At 38.3% G+C, this 23,641-nt stretch carries 22 protein-coding genes; 18 read left to right on the forward strand and 4 right to left on the reverse strand.

All coding sequences use genetic code 11. The features are described from left to right. The first annotated feature begins 2 nt into the window (after positions 1-2). From HMPREF1116_RS06705 to tsf, 9 genes are all read left to right on the forward strand, one after another. Positions 3-830 (forward strand): energy-coupling factor ABC transporter ATP-binding protein, encoded by an 828-nt coding sequence (locus HMPREF1116_RS06705; RefSeq protein ID WP_000443803.1) that lies wholly within the window; start codon positions 3-5, stop codon positions 828-830. After that, positions 815-1,654, forward strand: a complete 840-nt coding sequence (locus HMPREF1116_RS06710; protein WP_000511391.1) for an energy-coupling factor transporter ATPase — start codon at positions 815-817, stop codon at positions 1,652-1,654. The genes HMPREF1116_RS06705 and HMPREF1116_RS06710 overlap by 16 nt, the downstream gene beginning before the upstream one ends. After that, entirely contained in the window at positions 1,647-2,441 is a 795-nt protein-coding gene (locus HMPREF1116_RS06715; protein ID WP_000369587.1) for an energy-coupling factor transporter transmembrane component T family protein, read from the forward strand. Before HMPREF1116_RS06710 ends, HMPREF1116_RS06715 begins: the two co-directional genes overlap by 8 nt. 21 nt (positions 2,442-2,462) lie before the next feature. Beyond that, positions 2,463-3,284, forward strand: coding sequence for a rod shape-determining protein MreC (gene mreC / locus HMPREF1116_RS06720; RefSeq protein WP_001078962.1), 822 nt, complete (start codon positions 2,463-2,465; stop codon positions 3,282-3,284). Beyond that, positions 3,281-3,775 carry a rod shape-determining protein MreD gene (gene mreD, locus HMPREF1116_RS0102210; RefSeq protein WP_001237921.1) on the forward strand — a complete coding sequence of 165 codons (495 nt, stop codon included), beginning with the start codon at positions 3,281-3,283 and terminating at the stop codon, positions 3,773-3,775. Before mreC ends, mreD begins: the two co-directional genes overlap by 4 nt. 91 nt (positions 3,776-3,866) lie before the next feature. After that, positions 3,867-5,084, forward strand: coding sequence for a peptidoglycan hydrolase PcsB (gene pcsB, locus HMPREF1116_RS06725; protein ID WP_000726993.1), 1,218 nt, complete (start codon positions 3,867-3,869; stop codon positions 5,082-5,084). Positions 5,085-5,282: 198 nt separating this feature from the next. After that, positions 5,283-6,497, forward strand: coding sequence for an aminoacyltransferase (locus HMPREF1116_RS06730; RefSeq protein WP_000495712.1), 1,215 nt, complete (start codon positions 5,283-5,285; stop codon positions 6,495-6,497). Positions 6,498-6,932: 435 nt separating this feature from the next. Continuing rightward, positions 6,933-7,715 (forward strand): 30S ribosomal protein S2, encoded by a 783-nt coding sequence (rpsB, locus tag HMPREF1116_RS06735; protein WP_000268462.1) that lies wholly within the window; start codon positions 6,933-6,935, stop codon positions 7,713-7,715. Positions 7,716-7,793: 78 nt separating this feature from the next. Then, positions 7,794-8,834, forward strand: a complete 1,041-nt coding sequence (gene tsf / locus HMPREF1116_RS06740; RefSeq protein ID WP_000808094.1) for a translation elongation factor Ts — start codon at positions 7,794-7,796, stop codon at positions 8,832-8,834. Between the two features lie 121 nt (positions 8,835-8,955). Here tsf and cysK read toward each other — a convergent pair whose 3' ends face one another. The 3 genes from cysK to HMPREF1116_RS06755 all read right to left on the reverse strand — a co-directional run bounded on the left by cysK (position 8,956) and on the right by HMPREF1116_RS06755 (position 11,074). Then, the gene (cysK, locus tag HMPREF1116_RS06745; RefSeq protein ID WP_001029455.1) at positions 8,956-9,882 is read right to left on the reverse strand and encodes a cysteine synthase A; all 927 of its coding nucleotides are present in this window, start codon (positions 9,880-9,882) and stop codon (positions 8,956-8,958) included. A gap of 96 nt (positions 9,883-9,978) precedes the next feature. Beyond that, complete coding sequence (locus HMPREF1116_RS06750) at positions 9,979-10,422, reverse strand: PH domain-containing protein (protein WP_000863943.1); 444 nt, start codon at positions 10,420-10,422, stop codon at positions 9,979-9,981. Positions 10,423-10,438: 16 nt separating this feature from the next. Further along, on the reverse strand, positions 10,439-11,074 hold the full coding sequence (locus HMPREF1116_RS06755) for a YigZ family protein (protein ID WP_000456747.1): 636 nt from the start codon (positions 11,072-11,074) through the stop codon (positions 10,439-10,441). 55 nt (positions 11,075-11,129) lie between these two features. On the opposite strand from HMPREF1116_RS06755, the gene HMPREF1116_RS06760 reads away from it, so the two are divergent. The 9 genes from HMPREF1116_RS06760 (at position 11,130) to polA (ending at position 21,877) form a co-directional block, all read left to right on the forward strand. Then, on the forward strand, positions 11,130-12,428 hold the full coding sequence (locus tag HMPREF1116_RS06760; RefSeq protein WP_000867727.1) for a DEAD/DEAH box helicase: 1,299 nt from the start codon (positions 11,130-11,132) through the stop codon (positions 12,426-12,428). Next, positions 12,425-13,087 carry a ComF family protein gene (locus HMPREF1116_RS06765; RefSeq protein WP_000649950.1) on the forward strand — a complete coding sequence of 221 codons (663 nt, stop codon included), beginning with the start codon at positions 12,425-12,427 and terminating at the stop codon, positions 13,085-13,087. The genes HMPREF1116_RS06760 and HMPREF1116_RS06765 overlap by 4 nt, the downstream gene beginning before the upstream one ends. Positions 13,088-13,166: 79 nt before the next feature. After that, entirely contained in the window at positions 13,167-13,709 is a 543-nt protein-coding gene (gene hpf / locus HMPREF1116_RS06770; RefSeq protein WP_000599097.1) for a ribosome hibernation-promoting factor, HPF/YfiA family, read from the forward strand. Positions 13,710-13,857: 148 nt separating this feature from the next. Continuing rightward, positions 13,858-15,831: a DHH family phosphoesterase gene (locus tag HMPREF1116_RS06775; protein ID WP_000739181.1), complete on the forward strand. Its 1,974-nt coding sequence runs from the start codon at positions 13,858-13,860 to the stop codon at positions 15,829-15,831. Next, positions 15,828-16,280 (forward strand): 50S ribosomal protein L9, encoded by a 453-nt coding sequence (gene rplI / locus HMPREF1116_RS06780; protein WP_000864204.1) that lies wholly within the window; start codon positions 15,828-15,830, stop codon positions 16,278-16,280. Before HMPREF1116_RS06775 ends, rplI begins: the two co-directional genes overlap by 4 nt. A 42-nt stretch (positions 16,281-16,322) precedes the next feature. Further along, complete coding sequence (dnaB, locus tag HMPREF1116_RS06785) at positions 16,323-17,681, forward strand: replicative DNA helicase (protein WP_000852500.1); 1,359 nt, start codon at positions 16,323-16,325, stop codon at positions 17,679-17,681. Continuing rightward, a complete protein-coding gene (locus HMPREF1116_RS06790) occupies positions 17,678-17,944 on the forward strand; it encodes a Veg family protein (RefSeq protein WP_000128621.1) in 267 nt (88 codons plus the stop codon). Before dnaB ends, HMPREF1116_RS06790 begins: the two co-directional genes overlap by 4 nt. 101 nt (positions 17,945-18,045) lie before the next feature. Next, positions 18,046-19,179, forward strand: coding sequence for an SH3 domain-containing protein (locus HMPREF1116_RS06795; RefSeq protein ID WP_000144693.1), 1,134 nt, complete (start codon positions 18,046-18,048; stop codon positions 19,177-19,179). A 64-nt stretch (positions 19,180-19,243) separates the two neighbouring features. After that, the gene (gene polA / locus HMPREF1116_RS06800) at positions 19,244-21,877 is read left to right on the forward strand and encodes a DNA polymerase I (protein ID WP_000358449.1); all 2,634 of its coding nucleotides are present in this window, start codon (positions 19,244-19,246) and stop codon (positions 21,875-21,877) included. A 115-nt stretch (positions 21,878-21,992) separates the two neighbouring features. On the opposite strand, the gene HMPREF1116_RS06805 is transcribed toward polA, so the two are convergent. After that, complete coding sequence (locus HMPREF1116_RS06805) at positions 21,993-23,441, reverse strand: APC family permease (protein WP_000711032.1); 1,449 nt, start codon at positions 23,439-23,441, stop codon at positions 21,993-21,995. Positions 23,442-23,641: the final 200 nt, after the last annotated feature.

Here is a 23,641-nt window from a genome sequence, read left to right on the forward strand (position 1 = left end):
ATATGGAATCGATTATTGAAATTAAGAATCTGTCATTTCGATACCAGGCAGATCAAGAACACTATGATGTTCATAACATTTCGTTTCACGTGAAACGTGGAGAATGGTTGTCTATCGTTGGTCATAATGGTAGTGGAAAATCAACAACTGTTCGCTTGATTGACGGTTTGCTAGAAGCGGAATCTGGAGAAATTTGGATAGACGGTGATTGCCTAACTCCAGAAAATGTCTGGGAAAAAAGACGTAAGATTGGTATGGTCTTTCAAAATCCTGATAACCAATTCGTAGGAGCAACTGTTGAAGACGACGTTGCTTTTGGACTGGAAAATCAAGGAATCCCACTTGAAGAGATGAAGAAACGTGTTTCTGAGGCTTTATCATTGGTTGGGATGGCTGAATTTGCTAAAAAGGAACCAGCTCGCTTGTCAGGAGGTCAGAAACAGAGAGTAGCTATTGCAGGGGTTGTTGCTCTGCGACCAGATATTTTAATCTTGGATGAGGCTACAAGTATGTTGGACCCTGAGGGACGATTAGAGTTGATTAAGATAGTCCAGAAGATTCGCAAAGACCATCAGATGACAGTCATCTCCATTACGCATGATTTAGATGAGGTTGCTATGAGTGACCGTGTTTTGGTAATGAAAAAAGGAGAAGTCGAGTCAACAAGTACTCCTAGAGAATTATTTTCTAGATTGGATTTAGATCAAATTGGCTTAGATCAACCCTTTGTCAACCAATTAAAACAATCACTGCGTGATAATGGCTTAAAATTACCAGAGCACTACCTGACCGAGGAGGAGCTTGAGGAGGCTTTATGGGAATTATTCTAGACAATGTTAGTTATACGTATCAGGAAGGAACACCCTTTGCTTCATCCGCGTTGTCAGATGTCAGTTTGTCAATAGAGGATGGCTCTTATACTGCGATTATTGGGCATACAGGAAGCGGAAAGTCTACAATCCTTCAACTTTTGAATGGTTTGTTGGTTCCTACAGAGGGAAGTGTTCGTGTTTTTGATACATTGATTACATCAACATCCGTCAATAAGCAAATTCGTCAAATTCGTAAACAAGTTGGGTTGGTATTTCAGTTTGCAGAGAATCAAATTTTTGAGGAAACTGTCCTAAAAGATGTGGCTTTTGGACCTCAAAATTTTGGAGTTTCTGTAGAAGAGGCAGAAGCTATCGCGCGTGAAAAACTAGCTTTAGTAGGAATCGATGAATCACTCTTTGAACGAAGTCCATTTGAACTCTCAGGTGGACAAATGAGACGGGTTGCTATTGCTGGAATTTTGGCGATGGAGCCTAGTATTTTGGTCTTAGACGAGCCAACAGCTGGTTTGGACCCAATTGGTCGGAAAGAGTTGATGGCCTTGTTTAAAAAGCTTCATCAAGATGGCATAACAATTGTTCTAGTAACCCACCTTATGGATGATGTGGCCGAATTTGCTGACCAAGTTTATGTGATGGAAAAAGGGAAACTAGTTAAGGGTGGGAAGCCAAGTCTGGTCTTTCAAAATGTCGAATTTATGGAAAAAATCCAATTGGGTGTTCCTAAAATCACACGATTTGCTCAAAGGCTAGTTGACAGAGGAATTTCTTTCGAACAATTGCCGATAACGATAGAGGAGTTTAAGGAGTTTATCAATGGATAATATGATTTTAGGTCGATACATACCAGGAAATTCGATTATTCATCGTCTAGATCCTCGTAGTAAGTTAGTAGCAATGATTTTATTGATCATTATCGCTTTTTGGGCCAATAATCCAATTACAAATCTCATACTCTTCATTGCAACAGGCATATTTGTTGTTTTATCAGAAGTTCCCTTATCTTTTTTTATAAAAGGTTTGCGATCTATGTTTTTTCTGATTGCTTTTACAACCCTTTTTCAACTGTTCTTTATCTCTGGTGGTCACGTCTTGTTCGAGATGGGATTTATAAAAATCACAAGCTATGGTATTGAGCAGGCTGGAATCATTTTTTGTCGCTTTGTGTTGATTATTTTTTTCTCAACTTTGCTAACCTTGACGACTATGCCACTAAGTTTGGCAACAGCAGTTGAATCCTTGCTTGGACCTTTAAAAAGATTTAAGGTTCCAGTTCATGAGATTGGGCTCATGTTGTCTATGAGTTTGCGATTTGTACCAACCTTGATGGATGATACGATTCGCATTATGAATGCTCAAAAGGCGCGTGGTGTTGATTTTGGAGAAGGAAATGTAATCCAAAAAGTTAAGGCTATGATTCCTATTTTGATTCCTTTATTCGCTACGAGTTTGAAACGAGCGGATTCTCTTGCTACAGCCATGGAAGCTAGAGGCTATCAAGGTGGAAATGGACGCAGTCAGTATCGACAGTTAAATTGGATGAACAGAGATAGTATAGCGCTATTATTTGTTTGTGTATTGGGTGCAATTCTATTTTTGCTAAAATCTTAGAATGTAATATAAGGTAGAGGTATGAACCGTTTTAAAAAATCAAAATATATCATTGTTCTATTTGTCGTTGTATTAGTAGTATCCGTTTTTTTAGTGACAACACAATCAAGTGCAGTTGTAACAAAAGCTGGAGATGGAATTTCATTAGTCGATAGAATAGTGCAAAAGCCTTTTCAATGGCTTTCTTCCGTAAAATCTGATTTAGGTCGTTTGACCAGAACCTATAACGAGAATGAAACTCTCAAAAAAGAACTCTATCAGATGAAGAAGGAAACGAATGAAGCAGACAGTCTCAAGGAAGAAAATGAGCAACTACGTCAGTTATTGGATATGAAGTCAAAATTGAATGCAACCAAGTTAATTGCTTCTGACGTCATCATGAGAACTCCTGCAACTTGGAAACAAGAGTTGACAATTGATGCAGGTTCTCAACAAGGTGTGACCAGTAATATGCTTGTGATTGCTGGTGGAGGACTGATTGGAAGCGTGGGAAAGGTTGAAGATAACTCTACTGTGGTCAACTTATTGACCAATGCGGAAAATACGGAGAAAATATCCGTTAAAATCCAACACGGTTCTACTAGTATATATGGCATTATCATTGGGTACGACAAAGAAAAAGACTTGCTTAAAATAAGCCAGTTAAATAGTAGTAGTGATATCAGCCAAGGAGACAAGGTAGTTACAGGAGGTCTGGGCAACTTTAAAACAACAGATATTCCAGTAGGGGAGGTTGTATCAGTTACCCATAGTAGTGACTATCTCACAAGAGAAGTTATGGTTAAACTCCATGCCGATCCAATGAACCTAAAAGTCGTAGAGTTAGTGGGGAATCCATTATGAGACTGTTGAAGCAGATAGGGATGTTTTTACTCTTGCCTATAGTTGTCTTAATAGACAGTCATTTAGGGCAATTTGTAAATAGTTTTTTTCCACATTTTCAAATTGTGAGCCACTTTATATTCATCTTCTTGTTGTTTGAAACAATAGAAGTATCTGAGTATCTGTTTTTAGCTTATTGTCTAGTTCTAGGGCTTATATACGATATTTATTTCTTCCATTTGATTGGAATCGCTAGTCTTCTATTTGTGATTATTGGAGCAATAGTGTATAAAAGCAACTCAGTTATTTTGTCAAATAGATGGACTCGACTATTAGCTATTTTAATGATGACTTTCTCTTTTGAATTTGGTAGTTTTCTTCTAGCGCAAATGATTGGCTTAACTGCTGAAAATATAACAGTCTTTATCGTTTATGGTCTAGTTCCGTCAATGATATTAAACTGTCTCTGGATGTTAGTTTTCCAGTTTATTTTTGAAAAAATATATCTATAAGAAAGAAACAAAACTGTAATAAAGGCGTAATATTTATTAGGCCTTTTTTTGATATACTAGTATTGTCTTAAAAGAAGGAGTATTTACACTTATGAAGAAAAAAATCCTAGCATCACTTTTGTTAAGTACAGTATTGGTCTCACAAGGAGCTGTTCTTTCAAGTGTTAAAGCAAATACAACAGATGAAAAGATTGCTGCTCAAGATAGTAAAATTAGTAACTTGACAGCTCAACAGAAAGAAGCTCAAAAACAAGTAGACAAAATTCAAACTAAAGTTTCAGCTATTCAATCAGAGCAAGAAAAATTACAATCTGAAAACGAAAAACTTCAAGAAGAATCTAAAAAACTTGAAGGTGAAATCGCAGAGCTTTCAAAAAACATCGTAGCACGTAACGAATCGCTTGAAAACCAAGCTCGTAGTGCACAAACAAACGGAACTGCTACAAGTTACATCAATACGATTATTAACTCTGACTCAATTACAGAAGCTATTTCTCGTGTAGCAGCTATGAGTGAAATCGTATCAGCAAACAATAAAATGTTGCAGCAACAAAAAGAAGATAAGAAAGCTATCTCTGAAAAACAAGTTGCAAACAACGAAGCAATCAATACAGTCATTGCTAACCAACAAACACTTGCTGACGATGCTCAAGCTTTGACAACAAAACAAGCAGAATTGAAAGTAGCTGAGTTAAATCTTGCAGCTGAAAAAGCTACAGCAGAAAACGAAAAAGCTAGCTTGCTAGAGAAAAAAGCAGCAGCAGAGGCAGAAGCTAAAGCAGCAGCAGAGGCAGAGGCAGCTTATAAAGCTAAACAAGCAAGTCAACAACAATCACTTGCAGCTTCAGCTAACACAACTTTTGCAGCACAAGTACAAGCAACTTCAAGTTCTTCATCATCTTCATCATCAGATGATGAATCAAGCTACACACCTGCAGCAACTACTGTAAGTCAACGACCAACTTATAGTTCAAATGCTTCAAGTTACCCTACAGGTCAATGTACATGGGGTGCTAAGACTTTGGCTCCATGGGCTGGTGATTATTGGGGTAATGGTGGTCAGTGGGCTACTAGTGCAGCAGCAGCAGGTTTCCGTACAGGTTCTACACCACAAGTTGGTGCGATTGCTTGTTGGGATGATGGTGGATATGGACACGTAGCGGTTGTTACAGCTGTTGAATCAACAACGCGTATTCAAGTTTCAGAATGTAACTATGATGGTAGCGGAACTCAACCAATCGGAAATTATCGTGGATGGTTTAATCCTACAGCATCACGTGGTACAGTAAGATACATTTATCCAAACTAACATATTAATTATTATTAAATTTAGGGTGAGGTTTTATGAATCTCACCCTTTGTATAGTATTAATAAAAAATTTTCATCAGAATGTTTTTGTCATTATGGAATGAAAGATGGGATGAAAATTATCAGATATGTAGCTAGAATAAATATGTTTATCTAACGAAATAATAATAAGATTTTAAGAGAGTTGGTACTGGAATTATGTTTACTTATAAAATGAATGTTGATGTTCAAGAGTGGGATTTATTTTTAGAAAATCATCCTCAAGGGAATTTATTGCAGAGTAGTGATTGGGCCAAGATAAAGGATACTTGGGGGAATGAGAGAGTTGGATTTTATAAAGAGAATCAACTAGTTGGAGTAGCGAACATCTTAATTCAGCCTCTTCCATTAGGATTTTCCATGTTCTATATTCCAAGAGGCCCAGTTATTAATTATGAAGATAAAGAACTTCTGAAATTTGTGCTTTTAACATTGAAAAAACTTGCTAAAAAAAGCCATGCAATAATGGTTAAATTTGATCCAAGTTTGTTTATCAGTCGAAGTCTTATCGACCAAGAAACTATTCAAAATTCTAAAACTTTTGAAATTGTTGAGGAATTGCAAAAAAACAAAGTTCATTGGACAGGTTTGACAAAGGATATGGCAGAAAACATACAACCTCGTTTTCAAGCTAATATTCATAAAGAAAACTTCTCGCTAGATCAACTATCCAAGTCTACTAGACAGGCAATCCGAACTGCAAGAAATAAAGGATTGGAAGTGAAATTCGGTGGACTCGACTTATTAGATGAATTTTCATTTTTAATGAAGAAAACAGAGTCTCGTAAGAATATCAGTTTACGAGGCAAAGATTATTATCAGAAGTTACTGACTACTTATCCTGATCACTCTTTTATCACACTGAGCTACTTAGATTTACCTAATAGACTGAAAGAAGTTGAGCAGCAACTCGAAAAGAATCTTAAAATAGCGCAGAAATTTACTGATAAAACGAAAGAAGGCAAAATAAAAGAGAATCAGCAAGAGAGAAAACGATTAGAGGAAGAAATTTCTTTTCTTAAGAGCCATATTGATAGAGGAGACAGTGTTGTTCCATTGTCTGGAACTTTAACCATTGAATTTGGGAAAACTTCTGAAAACTTATATGCTGGAATGAATGAGGAATTTAGACATTATCAACCTGCTATTCCTACATGGTTTGAGACTGCTCAGCATTCATTTGACCGTGGAGCAGAGACTCATAATATGGGTGGAATTGAAAATAATTTAGAGGGTGGGTTATTTAATTTTAAATCTAAGTTTAATCCCACTATCGAGGAATTTGCTGGTGAGTTTAATTTCCCAACTAGCTCATTGTATTTCTTGTTTAATATAGCCTATAAAATCCGTAAGAAACTTCGAAGTAGCAAGTAGAAAGTCAAAAACTTATTGTCAAGTTTAATCTTTAGTAATTGTTTTTTTGCTAACATTGAGTATGGAGATATGATACTTGCTATAAAAAATATAAAGTAGATTTTTTCATATCAAAATATTTAAGTTATCAACTCGAAATATTTTGTATTTATCTGAATCTCAACATAAGCGGTTATTGCACATTTAGCAGTAACAATTTATGTTGGGATGTTTTTTTATTTAAAGTTAATAAATTTTTTTAAAATTTCAGTTGGGGAGTTAGGTTATGAAGGAAAAACTAGCAAAATTACTTGAAAAAAAGGCTCAACTATGATACAATGTAACTTGTCGTGTAAACGATAATACTCATTCTTGATGAATTGTGAAGCTGTTGCCTTCGGGTCGTTTTGCAAGCTGAAATCAAGAAGAGGAAAAAAACAAAAAGGAGAAATACTCATGGCAGTAATTTCAATGAAACAACTTCTTGAGGCTGGTGTACACTTTGGTCACCAAACTCGTCGCTGGAACCCTAAGATGGCTAAGTACATCTTCACTGAGCGTAACGGAATCCACGTTATCGACTTGCAACAAACTGTAAAATACGCTGACCAAGCATACGACTTCATGCGTGATGCTGCAGCTAACGATGCAGTTGTATTGTTTGTTGGTACTAAGAAGCAAGCAGCTGACGCAGTTGCTGAAGAAGCAGTACGTTCAGGTCAATACTTCATCAACCACCGTTGGTTGGGTGGAACTCTTACAAACTGGGGAACAATCCAAAAACGTATCGCTCGTTTGAAAGAAATCAAACGTATGGAAGAAGATGGAACTTTTGAAGTTCTTCCTAAGAAAGAAGTTGCACTTCTTAACAAACAACGTGCACGTCTTGAAAAATTCTTGGGTGGTATCGAAGATATGCCTCGTATTCCAGATGTAATGTACGTAGTTGACCCACATAAAGAGCAAATCGCTGTTAAAGAAGCTAAAAAATTGGGAATCCCAGTTGTAGCGATGGTTGACACAAACACAGATCCAGACGATATCGATGTAATCATCCCAGCTAACGATGACGCTATCCGCGCAGTTAAGTTGATTACAGCTAAATTGGCAGATGCTATCATCGAAGGTCGCCAAGGTGAAGATGCTGTTGCAGCAGTTGAAGCAGAATTTGCAGCTTCAGAAGCTCAAGCAGACTCAATCGAAGAAATCGTTGAAGTTGTAGAAGGCGACAACGCTTAATTCATATAAATAGTAATTACCTAGGAGGGCGGGGCTTAGCCCGGCTCTCCTATTTTTAAAAAATATAGGAGAATCAAAATGGCAGAAATTACAGCTAAACTTGTTAAAGAGTTGCGTGAAAAATCTGGTGCTGGTGTTATGGACGCTAAAAAAGCATTGGTTGAAGTTGAAGGCGATATCGAAAAAGCGATCGAATTGCTTCGCGAAAAAGGTATGGCAAAAGCAGCTAAGAAAGCTGACCGTGTTGCTGCAGAAGGTTTGACTGGTGTTTATGTTGACGGTAACGTTGCAGCAGTTGTTGAAGTAAATGCTGAAACTGACTTCGTTGCGAAAAACGCTCAATTTGTTGAGTTGGTAAACGCAACAGCTAAAGCGATTGCAGAAGGAAAACCAGCTAACAACGAAGAAGCTCTTGCTTTGACAATGCCTTCAGGTGAAACTCTTGAAGCGGCTTATGTGTCTGCAACAGCAACTATCGGAGAAAAAATCTCATTCCGTCGCTTTGCTTTGATTGAAAAAACAGATGCACAACACTTCGGAGCATACCAACACAACGGTGGACGTATCGGTGTTATCTCTGTAATCGAAGGTGGAGACGAAGCACTTGCTAAACAAATTTCAATGCACATCGCTGCTATGAAACCAACAGTTCTTTCATACAAAGAATTGGATGAGCAATTTGTTAAAGATGAGTTGGCACAATTGAACCACGTTATCGACCAAGATAATGAAAGCCGTGCTATGGTTGGTAAACCAGCTCTTCCACACTTGAAATATGGATCAAAAGCTCAATTGACTGATGAAGTGATTGCTCAAGCTGAAGCTGATATTAAAGCTGAGTTGGCTGCAGAAGGCAAACCAGAAAAAATCTGGGATAAAATCATCCCAGGTAAAATGGATCGTTTCTTGCTTGACAACACTAAAGTTGACCAAGCATACACACTTCTTGCACAAGTTTACATCATGGATGACAGCAAGACAGTTGAAGCTTACCTTGAATCAGTTAACGCTTCAGTAGTTGAGTTCGCTCGCTTTGAAGTTGGTGAAGGTATCGAAAAAGCTGCAAACGACTTTGAAGCAGAAGTTGCAGCTACAATGGCAGCAGCCTTGAATAACTAATAAAAAAGTAAGGAAGCTAATTTGCTTCCTTTTCTTTTGTTAGAGGGGATTCATAGGAATCCTTTTTTATTTTAAAAGATAAACAAAAAGCCCTATACAAGGGCTTAGTGTATTTAGGAGACTATACTTCGAATTCATAGAGTGCTGTAGATAGGTAACGTTCTCCGTTATCTGGTGCAAGCGCAAGGACTTTTTTACCTGCTCCAAGTTTTTTAGCGACTTCAATTGCTGCATAGATAGCTGCTGCAGAAGAAATACCGACTAAGAATCCTTCTTTTCCACCGATTTCACGGCCAAGTGCAAGAGCATTATCTGATGTTACACGAACGACACCATCGTAAGCTTTTGTATCAAGTGTATCTGGAATGAATCCAGCAGAGATACCTTGAATTTTGTGAGGACCTGGCTTTTCACCAGACAAGATAGCTGACTCGTCTGCCTCAACAGCAAAAACTTGAATGTTTGAGTTAGCAGTTTTAAGAGCATGAGAAACACCAGAAATAGTTCCTCCAGTACCAACACCAGCAACAAATGCGTCTAAACCATCAGCTCCGAAATCAGCTAGAATTTCAGCTCCTGTTGTTCTTTCGTGAACCTCTGGGTTAGCTTGGTTATTAAACTGTAATGGTAGGAAACCATCACGCTCAGCAGCAATTTCCTGCGCTTTTGCAATTGCACCTTTCATTCCTTCGCTACCAGGAGTGAGGACTAGTTCAGCTCCATAAGCTTGGATAATTTTACGACGTTCCACGCTCATTGTTTCAGGCATAACGATAACAACTTTGTAACCTTTAGCGGCACCAACCCATGAGAGACCAATACCAGTGTTCCCACTAGTTGCTTCTACAATAGTAGAACCAGGTTTGAGTTTACCCTCTTGTTCTGCTTTTTCAATCATGCTTAGGGCGATACGGTCCTTAACTGACGATCCTGGGTTAAAAGCTTCAAGTTTTACATAAACATCTGCTGCACCTTCTGGTACAATGTTATTCAATTTAACAATCGGTGTTCTACCGATGAGTTCTGTGATATTGTTATAAATTGCCATATTAGCACCTCTTTATATAAGATGCTACTAGTATAACGCTAACTTTAACTTTTGTAAAATATAGAAATCCTATCGGAGTGATAGGATTTTTTTATATCAGTGATTCAAACCATTAATATTCAAACGATTATGATAAGCTAAGTCAAATAGATAGGTGTAAAGAGGTACAATATCAGTTTTCTTTGGAAATTCAAATTTGTGAGAATTAAAATGCTCATTGTGAGATTTTAAAAAGGCATTTTCTAAATAAGTAATCGTAATCTCACTATCATCAATCCCAAGTCCAGCAGTTTCCATTTCAACATTGACAATGTTCATGAGGAAAATTGATTTTATAGACATCTTCCGTCCGGTTGCCCCTTGTTTATCTGTAAAGATGATACGGATATTAGTAAAGATAATTGAGTCACGAATGAGTTTATATCCGCTTTGAATTTCTTCATTTTCTAATAAATATTGTCCAAACTCCTTGGTAAGAGCTACTTTACTTTGCTCACTGAAGTTTCCAGCGAGTCCCTGAATTAATCTTCCAAAAGCCATATGATATTTCCTTTCTTTACGATAGGTTTACAGGTGCTTCAACTTCACGTAAACCTTTGTCGGTTAGAGTAACTTTTCCATTGAAAAATTCAATGAGATCAGCCTTGATACCGTCTTTCTTTTCTTTATCAATGAAAATCATAGTGTCAACTTGATCTGTAAAGTTTGTCTCTAATTCTATGAGATTATGCTCTTTAAGAAAATTCCCATATTCTTGATACTGGGCATAGGTCATGTGAATCTGTATCCCTGCTTGCTCTTTGATTTCAATAATGCCAATTTCCTTAACTGCTAGGGCAACACTACCAGCATAAGCGCGAATCAAACCACCAGCCCCTAGTTTGATACCACCAAAATAACGAGTAACTACAACACAGACATTAGTAAGGTTGTGATTCTCCAGAACTCCTAGCATAGGAACGCCAGCAGTCCCACTAGGTTCTCCATCATCACTAGTTCGCTTGATTTCACTACGCTCACCGACAATAAAAGCAGAGCAGTTGTGGGTAGCTTTATAGTGTTCTTTTTTAATAGTTGTGATAAAATCACGAGCCTCTTCCTCACTATAGACACGTTTGGCATGACAGATAAAGCGTGATTTTTTGATTTCTTCTTGGACTTGTCCGTCCTCTTTTATAGTTCTGTATTCCATATTTTTATTGTACTAAAAAATAGCGTAAAGTTCTACATTTTACGAATAAAGAAATATGAAAGTAAATCCAAATTATCTCGGTCGCCTTTTTACCGAGCAAGAATTAAGTCATGAGGAGAGACAACAAGCAAAACAAATTCCATCCATGAAAAAAGAAAAGGGTCAACAATATTGTCAGCGTTGTGGTAGTCAGATAGAAGAAGAATGGCATTTGCCTATTGGTGCTTTTTATTGCCGAGAATGCTTGATTATGAAGCGAATAAGAAGTGATCAAAATCTCTATTATTTTCCGCAAGAAAGGTTTCCACAGCAAGATGTACTAAAATGGTCAGGTCAACTGACTCCATTTCAAGAGCGGGTATCACAAGGACTCCTTCAGGCGGTAGATAAGAGGGAGGCTACCTTGGTACATGCAGTGACAGGAGCTGGTAAGACTGAGATGATCTACCAAGTTGTTGCCAAGGTGATTGATCAAGGTGGAGCTGTTTGTTTGGCCAGTCCACGAATTGATGTTTGCCTAGAGCTCCATAAACGATTACAAAATGATTTTGCATGTGAGATTGCGCTACTACATGGGGAGTCAGATCCCTATTTTCGTACACCTTTAGTTGTAGCAACCACTCACCAACTATTAAAATTTTATCAAGCTTTTGATTTATTGATTGTGGATGAAGTGGACGCCTTTCCTTATGTTGATAACCCAGTACTTTACCATGCTGTCAACAATTGTGTAAAGGAAAATGGATTGAGAATATTTTTAACAGCAACGTCAACTGACGAGTTAGATAGAAAAGTTAAACAAGGGGAGTTAAAGCGTCTTAGTTTACCTCGTCGTTTTCATGGAAATCCTCTCATTGTTCCCAAGCCAATCTGGTTATCGCATTTTAATAGATATTTAGAAAAAAATGACTTACCTCCAAAATTAAAACTTTACATTGAGAAACAGAGAAAGACGGCCTATCCCTTACTAATCTTTGCCTCTGAGATTAAAAAGGGAGAAAAGTTAAAAGAAATTTTGCAGGAGAAGTTTCCGAATGAGAAAATAGGCTTTGTATCCTCAATTACGGAAGACCGATTAGAGCAGGTACAGGCCTTTCGAGATGGAGAGTTAACGATATTAATAAGCACAACTATATTAGAGCGTGGAGTTACCTTCCCTCGTGTAGATGTTTTTGTGGTGGAAGCCAATCATCAACTCTTTACCAAGTCAAGTTTAGTACAAATTGGTGGGCGAGTTGGAAGAAGCATGGATCGTCCTACTGGAGAACTGATATTTTTCCATGACGGATTCAATCTGTCCATTAAGAAAGCCATAAAGGAGATTAAGCAAATGAATCAGGAGGCAGGAGTATGAAGTGTTTATTGTGTGGTAAAAGCTTGCAAACAGAGATAACTTTTACTAACCTGCTCTGTTTTAAAAAGGAGGAGGAACTAGTTTGTGAATCCTGTATTTCGTCTTTCGAGAGCATTGGTGGTAATCATTGTCCTACTTGTTTTAAAAAAGGAATGTCAATCATCTGTCAAGATTGTCAATTTTGGTGTAAAAAAGGTGTAAAGGTTGATCATGTGGCTCTTTATTCCTATAATCAGGCTATGAAAGAATATTTTAGTCGCTATAAATTTGATGGTGATTATCTTCTTAGAAAGATATTTTCTGAGATATTGCAAAAAGAGTTAAAGAAGTATAAGGACTATCATATTGTGATTGTTCCTCTGAGTTACCAGCGTTTAAAAAGCAGAGGATTTAATCAAGTTGAAGGTTTGATAAAGGAGACAGGGTTAACATATCTGGATATTTTGGTTAAAAAAGAAGTGGAGGCTAGTTCTTCAAAAAATCGATCTGATCGTTTACTTACAGAGTTTCCATTTTTATTGAAAGATGGCGTGAAGCCCCCAGAAAATATCTTACTCTTTGATGATATTTATACAACTGGAACTACCTTGAATCGTCTTAAAAGTATGCTATTAGAGGCTGGTTGTCAGAATATTAAAACTTTTTCCCTCGCAAGATAAGGAAAAAGTTTGCAAAAAAAATATGAAAGCGTTATAATATAGTTAGAAAAACAAATATGTTTAGAAAGAAGGTACTTATATGATTAAATATAGTATCCGTGGTGAAAACCTAGAAGTAACAGAAGCAATTCGTGATTATGTAGTTTCTAAACTCGAAAAGATCGAAAAATACTTCCAAGCAGACCAAGAATTGGATGCACGTGTTAACTTGAAAGTTTACCGTGAAAAGACTGCTAAAGTAGAAGTAACTATTCCGCTTGGATCTATTACTCTTCGTGCAGAAGATATTTCTCAAGATATGTACGGCTCTATTGATTTGGTGACAGATAAGATTGAGCGTCAGATTCGTAAAAACAAAACTAAAATTGAACGTAAGAACAGAAATAAAGTATCTACAAGTCAACTCTTTACAGATGTTTTAGTTGAGGACTTAGATGTATCACAACCAAAAGTTGTTCGTTCAAAACAAATTGATTTGAAACCAATGGATTTGGAAGAAGCTATCTTACAGATGGATTTATTGGGACATGATTTCTTTATCTATGTAGATGTTGAAGATGAAACAACAAATGTTATTTATCGTCGTGAAGATGGAGATATTGGTCTTCTAGAAGTTAAATAATCAAAAAAATTAGTCTTTGAAAGTGGTTTACACTAGTGTAAACCACTTTTTAGTTTGGATGTTTTACTATTATTTGAAAATAGTGTTTCCTCTTTAAAAGTCGCATTTTGGCTACATTTATGGTATAATAATGCGCAAGAGGTTTGTAATGAAAAAAAATGAAATAAATCCCTTTTTTATGTATCTGATTGCTATAGTAACCTTTACGATTATGACCATTTTGATTGTGTTAGTAAAGGATAATCTGATCACTATAGCAAGTCTATTTTTATTTATCGTATTCTATGTTCTGCTATTTAATTTCCAGAAAAAATATTACAAAAAAACGGATATCGAGCAAATCCAGTATGTCAATCATCAGGCTACGGACAGTTTGAGTGCCCTCCTAGAGCAAATGCCTGTCGGAGTTGTTAAATTAAACATGAACAGCAGTGAGATTGAATGGTTCAATCCCTATGCGGAATTAATTTTAACAACTGAGGATGGAGAAATTGATTTTCCTCAATTTCAAAAGATTTTAAAGAGTTCGATTTCTACTCCAGGGGCTTATGCCATTATTGGGGAGAAACGTTATGCAGTGCATTTAGATAGAAATTCAGGTGTCTTATACTTTTTTGATGTTTCTGGTGAGTATGAGGCGACTGCTGAGCTTGTGACAAGTAGACCGGTAATCGGGATTATCTCAGTTGATAACTATGATGATTTGGAAAATGAAACGTCTGAATCAGACATTAGTCATATTAATAGCTTTGTTGCAAATTTTGTTTCAGAATTTGCTGGGAAACATGCCATGTTTTCTCGTAGAGTGAGTATGGATCGGTTTTATCTATTTACTGACTACACTGTACTTGATCACTTGATGCAGGATAAGTTTTCTGTAATTGATACCTTTCGTGAGGAAGCTAAGCAACGGAATTTACCACTAACGATGAGTATAGGAGTTTCCTATGGTGATGGGAATCATGACCAGATTGGGAAGGTTGCTCTCCTCAATCTCAACTTAGCCGAAGTTCGTGGTGGTGACCAAGTAGTTGTAAAAGAGAATGATGAAACCAAAAATCCAATCTACTTTGGAGGCGGTTCAGCAGCATCTGTTAAACGAACTCGGACACGAACTCGTGCCATGATGACAGCTATCTCAGACAAACTTAAAAGTGTTGATCGAGTTTTTGTTGTTGGTCATAAGAATCTGGATATGGATGCTCTTGGCTCAGCGGTTGGGATGCAGTTGTTTTCGAGTAATGTTCTAGAAGATAGTTATGTGGTTTATGATCCTACACAGATGTCTCCAGACATTGCTCGAGCTATCAACTATTTGGAAGAGGAGGGTGTTTCAAAACTTCTTCCTTTAGGACAGGCTATGACAATGGTTACCAAACGTTCTTTGCTTGTGATGGTTGACCATTCCAAGACAGCTTTAACCCTATCCAAAGAGTTTTATGACTTGTTTACCCAGACGATTGTTATTGACCATCACCGTCGGGACCAAGATTTTCCAGATAATGCGGTCATTACCTATATTGAGAGCGGTGCTAGCAGTGCCAGCGAGCTGGTTACGGAGTTGATTCAATTTCAAAACTCTAATAAGAAACGTTTGAGTCGCATTCAGGCTAGTGTTCTTATGGGGGGAATGATGTTGGATACTAAAAATTTCACCTCTCGGGTAACTAGTCGAACTTTTGATGTTGCAAGTTATCTCAGAACGAGAGGGAGTGATAGCATTGTCATTCAGGAAATTTCGGCCACTGATTTTGAAGAATATCGATTGGTAAATGAACTCATTTTGCAGGGGCAAATGGTACAGCCATCAATCCTGGTTGCTCAAGCTTTGGAGGATAAAGAGTACGATACGGTTGTTATTAGTAAGGCTGCTGATGCTATGCTTGCCATGTCTGGTATAGAGGCCAGCTTTGTAGTTGCTAAGAATAGTCAAGGAGCAATCTCCATTTCTGCGCGAAGCAGAAGTAAGATCAATGTCCAGCGAATTATGGAAGAGTTAGGTGGCGGTGGTCACTTTAACTTAGCTGCGGCACGTTTGACAGATATGAGCCTGCAAGAAGCAGGAGATAAACTGAAAACAGTTATTTTTAATGAAACAAAAGAAAAGGAGTCAGAAGAATGAAAGTAATCTTTTTAGCAGATGTTAAAGGTAAAGGGAAAAAAGGTGAAATTAAGGAAGTGCCAACTGGATATGCACAAAACTTTTTAATTAAGAAAAACCTTGCTAAGGAAGCTACAGCTCAAGCCATTGGTGAGTTGCGTGGTAAGCAAAAATCAGAAGAAAAAGCACATGCAGAGATGCTTGCAGAAGCGAAGGAAATTAAAGCAAAACTGGAAGCAGAAGAAACAATCGTTGAGTTTGTCGAAAAAGTTGGTCCAGACGGACGAACTTTTGGGTCAATTACTAACAAGAAGATTGCAGAAGAATTGCAAAAACAATTTGGTATTAAAATTGATAAACGCCACATTCAAGTTCAATCACCAATCCGAGCAGTTGGTTTGATTGATGTTCCGGTTAAGATTTATCAAGATGTAACAAGTGTAATCAATCTTCGTGTCAAGGAAGCTTAATTTACGATTGGTTGACAATATTGTAAAAGGAAGGAAAGTCTGATGGCAGAAGTTGAAGAACTGCGTGTTCAGCCTCAAGATATCCTGGCAGAACAATCTGTTTTAGGAGCCATTTTTATTGATGAGACTAAACTCGTTTTTGTCCGAGAATATATCGATTCACAGGACTTCTTTAAGTATGCTCACCGTTTGATTTTTCAAGCTATGGTTGATTTGTCTGATCGTGGAGATGCTATTGACGCAACCACAGTTCGGACGATACTAGATAGCCAGGGTGATTTACAAACTATCGGAGGCTTGTCTTATCTGGTTGAGATTGTCAATTCGGTGCCAACCTCTGCCAATGCGGAATACTATGCTAAAATTGTAGCAGAAAAGGCTATGCTTAGACGTCTAATTGCTAAGTTGACAGAGTCTGTAAACCTAGCCTATGAAGCTTCTCAACCTGCTGACGAAATTATTGCTCGTGCAGAAAAAGGCTTGATTGACGTTAGTGAGAATGCCAATCGAAATGGCTTTAAAAATATTCGCGATGTATTGAATATCAACTTTGGGAATTTAGAAGCTCGTTCGCAACAGACTTCAGATATCACGGGTATTGCGACAGGTTATCGAGATTTAGATCACATGACGACAGGTCTGCATGAGGAAGAATTGATTATTTTGGCAGCTCGTCCTGCGGTTGGTAAGACAGCCTTTGCTTTGAATATTGCGCAAAATATCGGAACCAAACTAGACAAGACAGTTGCTATTTTCTCTCTGGAAATGGGTGCTGAAAGTTTGGTCGATCGTATGCTGGCTGCGGAAGGGTTGGTAGAGTCGCATTCTATCCGTACAGGTCAATTGACTGAGGAAGAATGGCGCAAGTATACGATTGCTCAGGGTAATCTGGCTAATGCAAGTATCTACATTGATGATACACCAGGGATTCGGATCACAGAAATTCGCTCTCGTTCCCGTAAACTAGCTCAAGAAACAGGTAATCTAGGCTTGATTTTGATTGACTATCTTCAGCTGATCACAGGGACTGGTCGAGAAAATCGTCAACAAGAAGTATCTGAGATTTCCCGTCAGTTGAAAATCCTAGCAAAAGAACTCAAAGTTCCAGTTATAGCTCTCAGTCAGCTTTCTCGTGGTGTAGAGCAACGTCAAGATAAGAGACCAGTTTTGTCTGATATTCGTGAATCTGGATCTATTGAGCAGGATGCTGATATTGTAGCCTTTCTTTATCGTGATGACTATTATGAGCGCGGTGGTGAAGAGGAGGAAGGAATTCCAAATAATAAAGTAGAAGTGATTATCGAGAAAAACCGTAGCGGTGCTCGCGGAACGGTAGAATTGATTTTCCAAAAAGAATATAATAAATTTTCAAGTATTTCGAAGATGGAGGAACCAAGATGACAGACGCATTTACAGATGTGGCTAAAATGAAAAAAATCAAAGAAGAAATTAAGGCGCATGAGGGACAAGTGGTGGAAATGACCTTAGAAAATGGTCGTAAACGCCAAAAAAATCGTTTAGGAAAACTAATTGAGGTTTATCCATCGCTCTTCATCGTTGAGTTTGGAAATGTTGAAGGAGACAAACAGGCTAATGTCTATGTTGAATCTTTCACCTATTCAGATATTTTAACAGAAAAGAACTTGATTCATTATTTGGATTAAGGCTAATCATGAAAGTGGGAAGTTTCTCACTTTTTTTTATTTTCTTTCGAATGATATAGATGAGGTCAACCTCAAAAATATAATTATTTGAAGGAGAATGAATGACATTTACTAAAGTAGGACATAAAAAGGGAACTTTTCTCAGAAAGACAGCTGTAGGATCAGCTTCACTATTACTAGCAGGAGCTTTTTTGTTTGGTGGAGGAACTGTTCATGCCAACCAGGCAAACAATGGATCACAGGCACGTGGAGATGATTATCCCTATTATTATAAAAATGGAAGTCAAAAAATTGATAAGTGGCGCATGTACTCAGGACAGTGTACCTCTTTTGCTGCTTTTCGTTTAAGTAGCGTCAATGGTTTTGAGCTACCAGCTGCTTATGGGAATGCCAATCAATGGGGTTATCGAGCCCAAAAAGAAGGCTATCGTGTGGACCAGCAACCAGCAATTGGTGCGATTGCTTGGAGTACAAGAGGGCAATATGGTCACGTAGCTTGGGTATCTAACGTGATTGGAGACATGATTGAAATCGAGGAGTACAATTACGATTATACAGAAACGTATCATCGTAGAATTGTAAAGGCGAGTTCTATGACTGGTTTTATTCACTTTAAAGATGTTGGGAATGCTAGTGTAGGGCCTCATCAGTCTCTACTAGCTTTCAGTGGAACTCATCACTTCACAGAAAAATCAGCTATTATGGATCAGCCATCATTGACATCTACCGTTATCGATTACTACGAAGCTGGAATGAGTGTTCATTATGATCAAACCTTTGAAAAAGAAGGATATAAATGGATTAGTTATATTTCACGAAGTGGAAACAGACGTTATATCCCCTTAACTAAAACAAGTAGTTCTAAAAATGGTTGGGAAAAAGAGGGAACAAGTTGGTACTACTATGACAATGGTCAAAAAGCAGTCGGTTGGAAGAAGATTAATGGGAACTGGTATCATTTGCAAGTTGATGGTAGAATGACGACAGGTTGGTTAAAAGAAGGTTCGAATTGGTATTATCTGAAGTCATCTGGTGAAATGCAGACAGGTTGGTTAAAGGATAAGGGCATTTGGTATTATCTGGAAAGTTCTGGAGCTATGAAAACCAGTCAGTGGTTCCAGGTTTCAGGAAAACATTATTATGTAAATGCATCTGGAGAATTGGCAGTAAATACGACTATCGATGGATTTCAAGTTGATGCTGATGGAGTTCGAGTAGAAAAACCAGCCTCATAAGTGTTATTCAGCATTTGGGCTCTTCCTAATGGTATTTTTCCCTGCTTTCCTTTATAATGGGTGTATGGACAAGAAAAAATTATTACTGATTGACGGTTCTTCAGTTGCTTTCCGAGCATTTTTTGCACTTTACCAGCAACTGGATCGTTTTAAAAATGACAATGGACTACATACCAATGCAATCTACGGTTTTCATTTGATGCTAAATCACCTATTGGAACGCGTCCAACCGAGTCATATCTTGGTTGCTTTTGATGCGGGTAAAACGACTTTCCGTACAGAGATGTATGCTGATTATAAGGGTGGTCGTGCTAAGACTCCGGATGAGTTTCGCGAGCAATTCCCTTTTATTCGTGAGTTGCTAGATCATCTTGGGATTCGTCATTATGAGTTAGCCCAGTATGAGGCGGATGATATCATTGGTACCTTGGGTCGTTTGGCTGAAAAGGATTCATTTGATGTAACTATCGTCAGTGGAGACAAGGACTTGATCCAGTTGACAGATGAACATACAGTAGTTGAGATTTCTAAGAAAGGTGTAGCTGAGTTTGAGGCATTTACACCAGAATATCTCATGGAAAAGATGGGCATCACACCAGCTCAGTTCATTGATCTTAAAGCCCTCATGGGAGATAAGTCAGATAATATCCCTGGTGTAACTAAGATTGGTGAAAAGACTGGTATCAAGCTTTTGTTAGAACATGGCTCGCTCGAAGGTATTTATGAAAATATCGATGGGATGAAGGCTTCTAAGATGAAGGAAAATCTCATCAATGATAAGGAGCAAGCCTTTCTGTCTAAAACATTGGCAACGATTGATACGAAAGCACCGATTGAGATTGGACTGGATGATTTGGTTTATAGCGGTCCAGATGTGGAAAATCTTGGGAAATTCTACGATGAGATGGGCTTCAAACAACTCAAGCAGGCTTTAAATGCATCATCAGCTGATGTGGCTGAGAGTTTGGACTTTACTATTGTTGACCAAGTTAGTCAAGATATGCTAAGTGCGGACTCCATCTTCCACTTTGAACTCTTTGGAGAAAACTACCATACAGATGACTTGATTGGTTTTGCCTGGTCGTGCGGAGACAAGCTCTACGCCACAGACAATCTTGAACTTTTGCAAGACCCAATTTTCAAGGATTTTCTAGAAAAAACACCTCTGAAAGTATACGACTTTAAGAAAGCAAAAGTTCTCTTAAATCGCTTTGGTTTGGACTTGCAGGCTCCTGCTTTTGACAGTCGTTTGGCCAAATACCTTCTCTCTACTGTCGAGAATAATGAAATTTCAACTATTGCTAGTCTCTATGGTCAAACTTACCTAGTCGATGATGAAACCTTCTACGGTAAAGGTGTCAAAAAAGCTATTCCTGAGCGAGAGAAATTCTTGGAACACTTAGCTCGAAAGGTTGCTGTATTGGTTGAGACGGAGCCTTTATTGCTTGAAAAATTAAGTGAAAACGAACAATTAGACCTCCTTTATGACATGGAGCAACCTTTGGCCTTTGTTCTTGCTAAGATGGAAATCGCTGGGATTAAGGTCAAAAAAGAAACACTTCTTGAGATGCAAGATGAAAATGAGCTTGTCATTGAAAAGCTGACGCAAGAGATTTATGACCTAGCAGGTGAGGAATTTAATATCAATTCACCTAAACAGTTGGGTGTCCTTCTTTTTGAAAAACTAGGTCTCCCTCTCGAATATACCAAGAAGACCAAGACGGGCTACTCGACAGCCGTGGATGTATTGGAGCGTCTAGCTCCTATTGCACCAATCGTCAAGAAAATTCTCGATTACCGTCAGATTGCTAAGATTCAATCCACTTATGTGATTGGTTTGCAGGACTGGATTTTAGCTGATGGCAAGATTCACACGCGCTATGTGCAAGATTTGACTCAGACAGGTCGTCTGTCTAGTGTCGATCCAAATTTGCAAAATATCCCTGTTCGTTTGGAACAAGGGCGCCTCATTCGTAAGGCTTTTGTGCCAGAATGGGAGGACAGTGTCCTTCTCAGCTCGGACTATTCACAGATTGAGCTACGAGTTTTGGCCCATATTTCTAAAGATGAGCACTTGATTAAGGCCTTCCAAGAGGGAGCTGACATCCATACCTCAACAGCCATGCGGGTCTTTGGAATTAAATGTCCTGAGGATGTGACTCCGAATGACCGTCGCAATGCCAAGGCTGTAAACTTTGGAGTGGTCTACGGAATTTCAGACTTTGGTTTATCGAATAATCTGGGCATCAGTCGTAAAGAGGCTAAGGCTTACATTGATACCTACTTTGAACGCTTCCCGGGAATCAAAAACTACATGGATGAAGTGGTACGTGAAGCGCGTGATAAGGGTTATGTAGAGACCCTCTTCAAACGTCGCCGTGAGTTGCCAGATATCAATTCGCGCAACTTTAACATTCGTGGTTTTGCGGAACGTACAGCCATCAACTCACCTATCCAAGGATCAGCTGCAGATATTCTCAAAATCGCTATGATTCAGCTAGATAAAGCCTTGGTTGCAGGTGGTTATCAGACTAAGATGCTTCTACAAGTACACGATGAAATCGTTCTTGAAGTTCCTAAGTCAGAATTAGCTGCCATCAAAAAACTCGTCAAACAAACCATGGAAGATGCCATTCAACTCAGTGTGCCCCTCATTGCTGATGAAAATGAAGGTGTAACTTGGTATGAAGCCAAGTAGAAAATAGACTATTAAACAAAAAGAAATCCCCTTGAACAGTAACGTTTAAGGGGATTTTTGCTGAGAAAATTTTGCAAGAAAAGATAAAAGCGATTTAATCTAGCTAGTAGTAGACTTACTTGAGTTGTTTCTTTTGTTCTTTTTTGGCAAGTACTGGTAGAATCACACCTAATCCAATCAGAATAATTGGGGTCAAGATATTTGTAAGAAGAGAGAATTGCCAAGCAGTTGGATTCTCAGCGTAGTTAATTTTTGGAACCATACCAAGGATACAAGCAAAGGCAGTAAAGAGGAAGCACCAAGTACCGATAATAAAGCCAAGCTTAGGATTATTCACAAACTTGTATTCGGCATTTTTGTATGTCTTCCAAGCACGATTAAGCATCATGTAGGCAAGGAATACCCAGAGGTAACGCATTGGCATTACGATAGAATTGAGGTTGGTCATCCATTTTACAAGTCCGTCAATTTCCTGAATACCAAAAATTGGAAGGATGATGATAAGGCTAACGAGGATACCTGTAAGAAGGTAGCCGTTAATGAGGACACCTTTTTCAGTACGTTTGCGAAGCCAGTTTGGGATGTAGTTTTCATCAGCGTTATTGAGAAGGATTTGCAATGGTGCGTCAATAGAGAAGGCAAGCGCAGCGATTTGTCCGACCATGTTTGTAAGAGCGTAGATCACGACAAAGAGGTTTCCAACTCCCCAAGAATTTCCTAACATTTGGAAGGCTTGATAAGCACCATTACGCATGAGGTCTTCAGGGATGTTATTGCCATCAAATAGCATTCCCATGGCAACTGATCCGAGGATAGCAGAGAGCCCCACCATGATGGCCATGATAATCATACCCTTTGGAAATTCTTTTGCAGGGTTGCGAGTTTGATTAACATATGGGGAAATTTTTTCACAACCACCGACTGCAAAGACTAGTAGTGAAATTGTTGTAAAGTAAGAAAAATCAAAGTTTGGAATGTAGGTGCTCAGTTGATCCATGTGTGGTGTCGCAAACTGAATATCTGGCTTGATGAAAGGCAGACCAACAGCTAAAAGCACAAAGAGTAAAGACATAACCAACATAGCACTTCCTGCCAAGCTACCAATGACTTTTAGAGTTGCCAATCCTTTTGTAGAAAGGTAGAGGAAAAGTCCAAAGATTAGCAAGCAGAGAATAACGATCCAGTGGATGTCGATTTGTTTAAGAAATTGTCCGTTACCTTGCAAGGCCCAACCAAGCGGAATAAGGATCCCTTGAGGTTTTTGTGCGAGATACGGGATATGCACAACCCAGTAGGTCCAAGCAGCAAAGTAGGCTAAACGTTTGGTTGATGTTTTTTCAACCCAGTCACTAACACCGCTTCCGCTTTCCTTAAAGGTAGAACCTAGTTGTCCAACGATGAGGGAATAGGGGATAAAGTAGAGTGCGAGGATCAAAATCCAAGATACGACGACTGAAATTCCCTGTTGAGAATAGTTGTTGACGACGTTTCCTAGCCCCCAAACCATGTTGAAGGCAATCAGAGAAACCATCAGCCAATTAAGTTGGTGTTGATCTTTTTTCATAATGTCTCCTTTTCTATTAATTTCAGTATATCATGTTTTTTTGAAAGCGCCTAACAAAATTCGAAATTTCCTATAAAAAATGTAGGGGGGATTTATCAGATGGAGTTTGTACTTGAGTAAAAGTTATACACAATCTGTGGATAACTTTGTGAAATAAACAATTGTTTTCCAAATGTTAGTTTAGAAAAAAGAGATAGAAT

The sequence above is a fragment of the Streptococcus sp. SK140 genome, from assembly GCF_000259525.1.
Lineage (GTDB): Bacteria > Bacillota > Bacilli > Lactobacillales > Streptococcaceae > Streptococcus.

Coding starts and splice junctions, on each gene's coding strand:
- HMPREF1116_RS06750 (WP_000863943.1), bottom strand. CDS start 10,422: ATGGCTTTTGGAAGATTAATTCAGGGACTCGCTGGAAACTTCAGTGAG.
- HMPREF1116_RS06775 (WP_000739181.1), top strand. CDS start 13,858: ATGAAAAAAAATGAAATAAATCCCTTTTTTATGTATCTGATTGCTATA.
- tsf (WP_000808094.1), top strand. CDS start 7,794: ATGGCAGAAATTACAGCTAAACTTGTTAAAGAGTTGCGTGAAAAATCT.
- HMPREF1116_RS06715 (WP_000369587.1), top strand. CDS start 1,647: ATGGATAATATGATTTTAGGTCGATACATACCAGGAAATTCGATTATT.
- HMPREF1116_RS06760 (WP_000867727.1), top strand. CDS start 11,130: ATGAAAGTAAATCCAAATTATCTCGGTCGCCTTTTTACCGAGCAAGAA.
- rplI (WP_000864204.1), top strand. CDS start 15,828: ATGAAAGTAATCTTTTTAGCAGATGTTAAAGGTAAAGGGAAAAAAGGT.
- rpsB (WP_000268462.1), top strand. CDS start 6,933: ATGGCAGTAATTTCAATGAAACAACTTCTTGAGGCTGGTGTACACTTT.
- mreC (WP_001078962.1), top strand. CDS start 2,463: ATGAACCGTTTTAAAAAATCAAAATATATCATTGTTCTATTTGTCGTT.
- HMPREF1116_RS06730 (WP_000495712.1), top strand. CDS start 5,283: ATGTTTACTTATAAAATGAATGTTGATGTTCAAGAGTGGGATTTATTT.
- pcsB (WP_000726993.1), top strand. CDS start 3,867: ATGAAGAAAAAAATCCTAGCATCACTTTTGTTAAGTACAGTATTGGTC.
- mreD (WP_001237921.1), top strand. CDS start 3,281: ATGAGACTGTTGAAGCAGATAGGGATGTTTTTACTCTTGCCTATAGTT.
- dnaB (WP_000852500.1), top strand. CDS start 16,323: ATGGCAGAAGTTGAAGAACTGCGTGTTCAGCCTCAAGATATCCTGGCA.
- HMPREF1116_RS06705 (WP_000443803.1), top strand. CDS start 3: ATGGAATCGATTATTGAAATTAAGAATCTGTCATTTCGATACCAGGCA.
- HMPREF1116_RS06805 (WP_000711032.1), bottom strand. CDS start 23,441: ATGAAAAAAGATCAACACCAACTTAATTGGCTGATGGTTTCTCTGATT.
- HMPREF1116_RS06710 (WP_000511391.1), top strand. CDS start 815: ATGGGAATTATTCTAGACAATGTTAGTTATACGTATCAGGAAGGAACA.
- hpf (WP_000599097.1), top strand. CDS start 13,167: ATGATTAAATATAGTATCCGTGGTGAAAACCTAGAAGTAACAGAAGCA.
- HMPREF1116_RS06790 (WP_000128621.1), top strand. CDS start 17,678: ATGACAGACGCATTTACAGATGTGGCTAAAATGAAAAAAATCAAAGAA.
- cysK (WP_001029455.1), bottom strand. CDS start 9,882: ATGGCAATTTATAACAATATCACAGAACTCATCGGTAGAACACCGATT.
- polA (WP_000358449.1), top strand. CDS start 19,244: ATGGACAAGAAAAAATTATTACTGATTGACGGTTCTTCAGTTGCTTTC.
- HMPREF1116_RS06795 (WP_000144693.1), top strand. CDS start 18,046: ATGACATTTACTAAAGTAGGACATAAAAAGGGAACTTTTCTCAGAAAG.
- HMPREF1116_RS06765 (WP_000649950.1), top strand. CDS start 12,425: ATGAAGTGTTTATTGTGTGGTAAAAGCTTGCAAACAGAGATAACTTTT.
- HMPREF1116_RS06755 (WP_000456747.1), bottom strand. CDS start 11,074: ATGGAATACAGAACTATAAAAGAGGACGGACAAGTCCAAGAAGAAATC.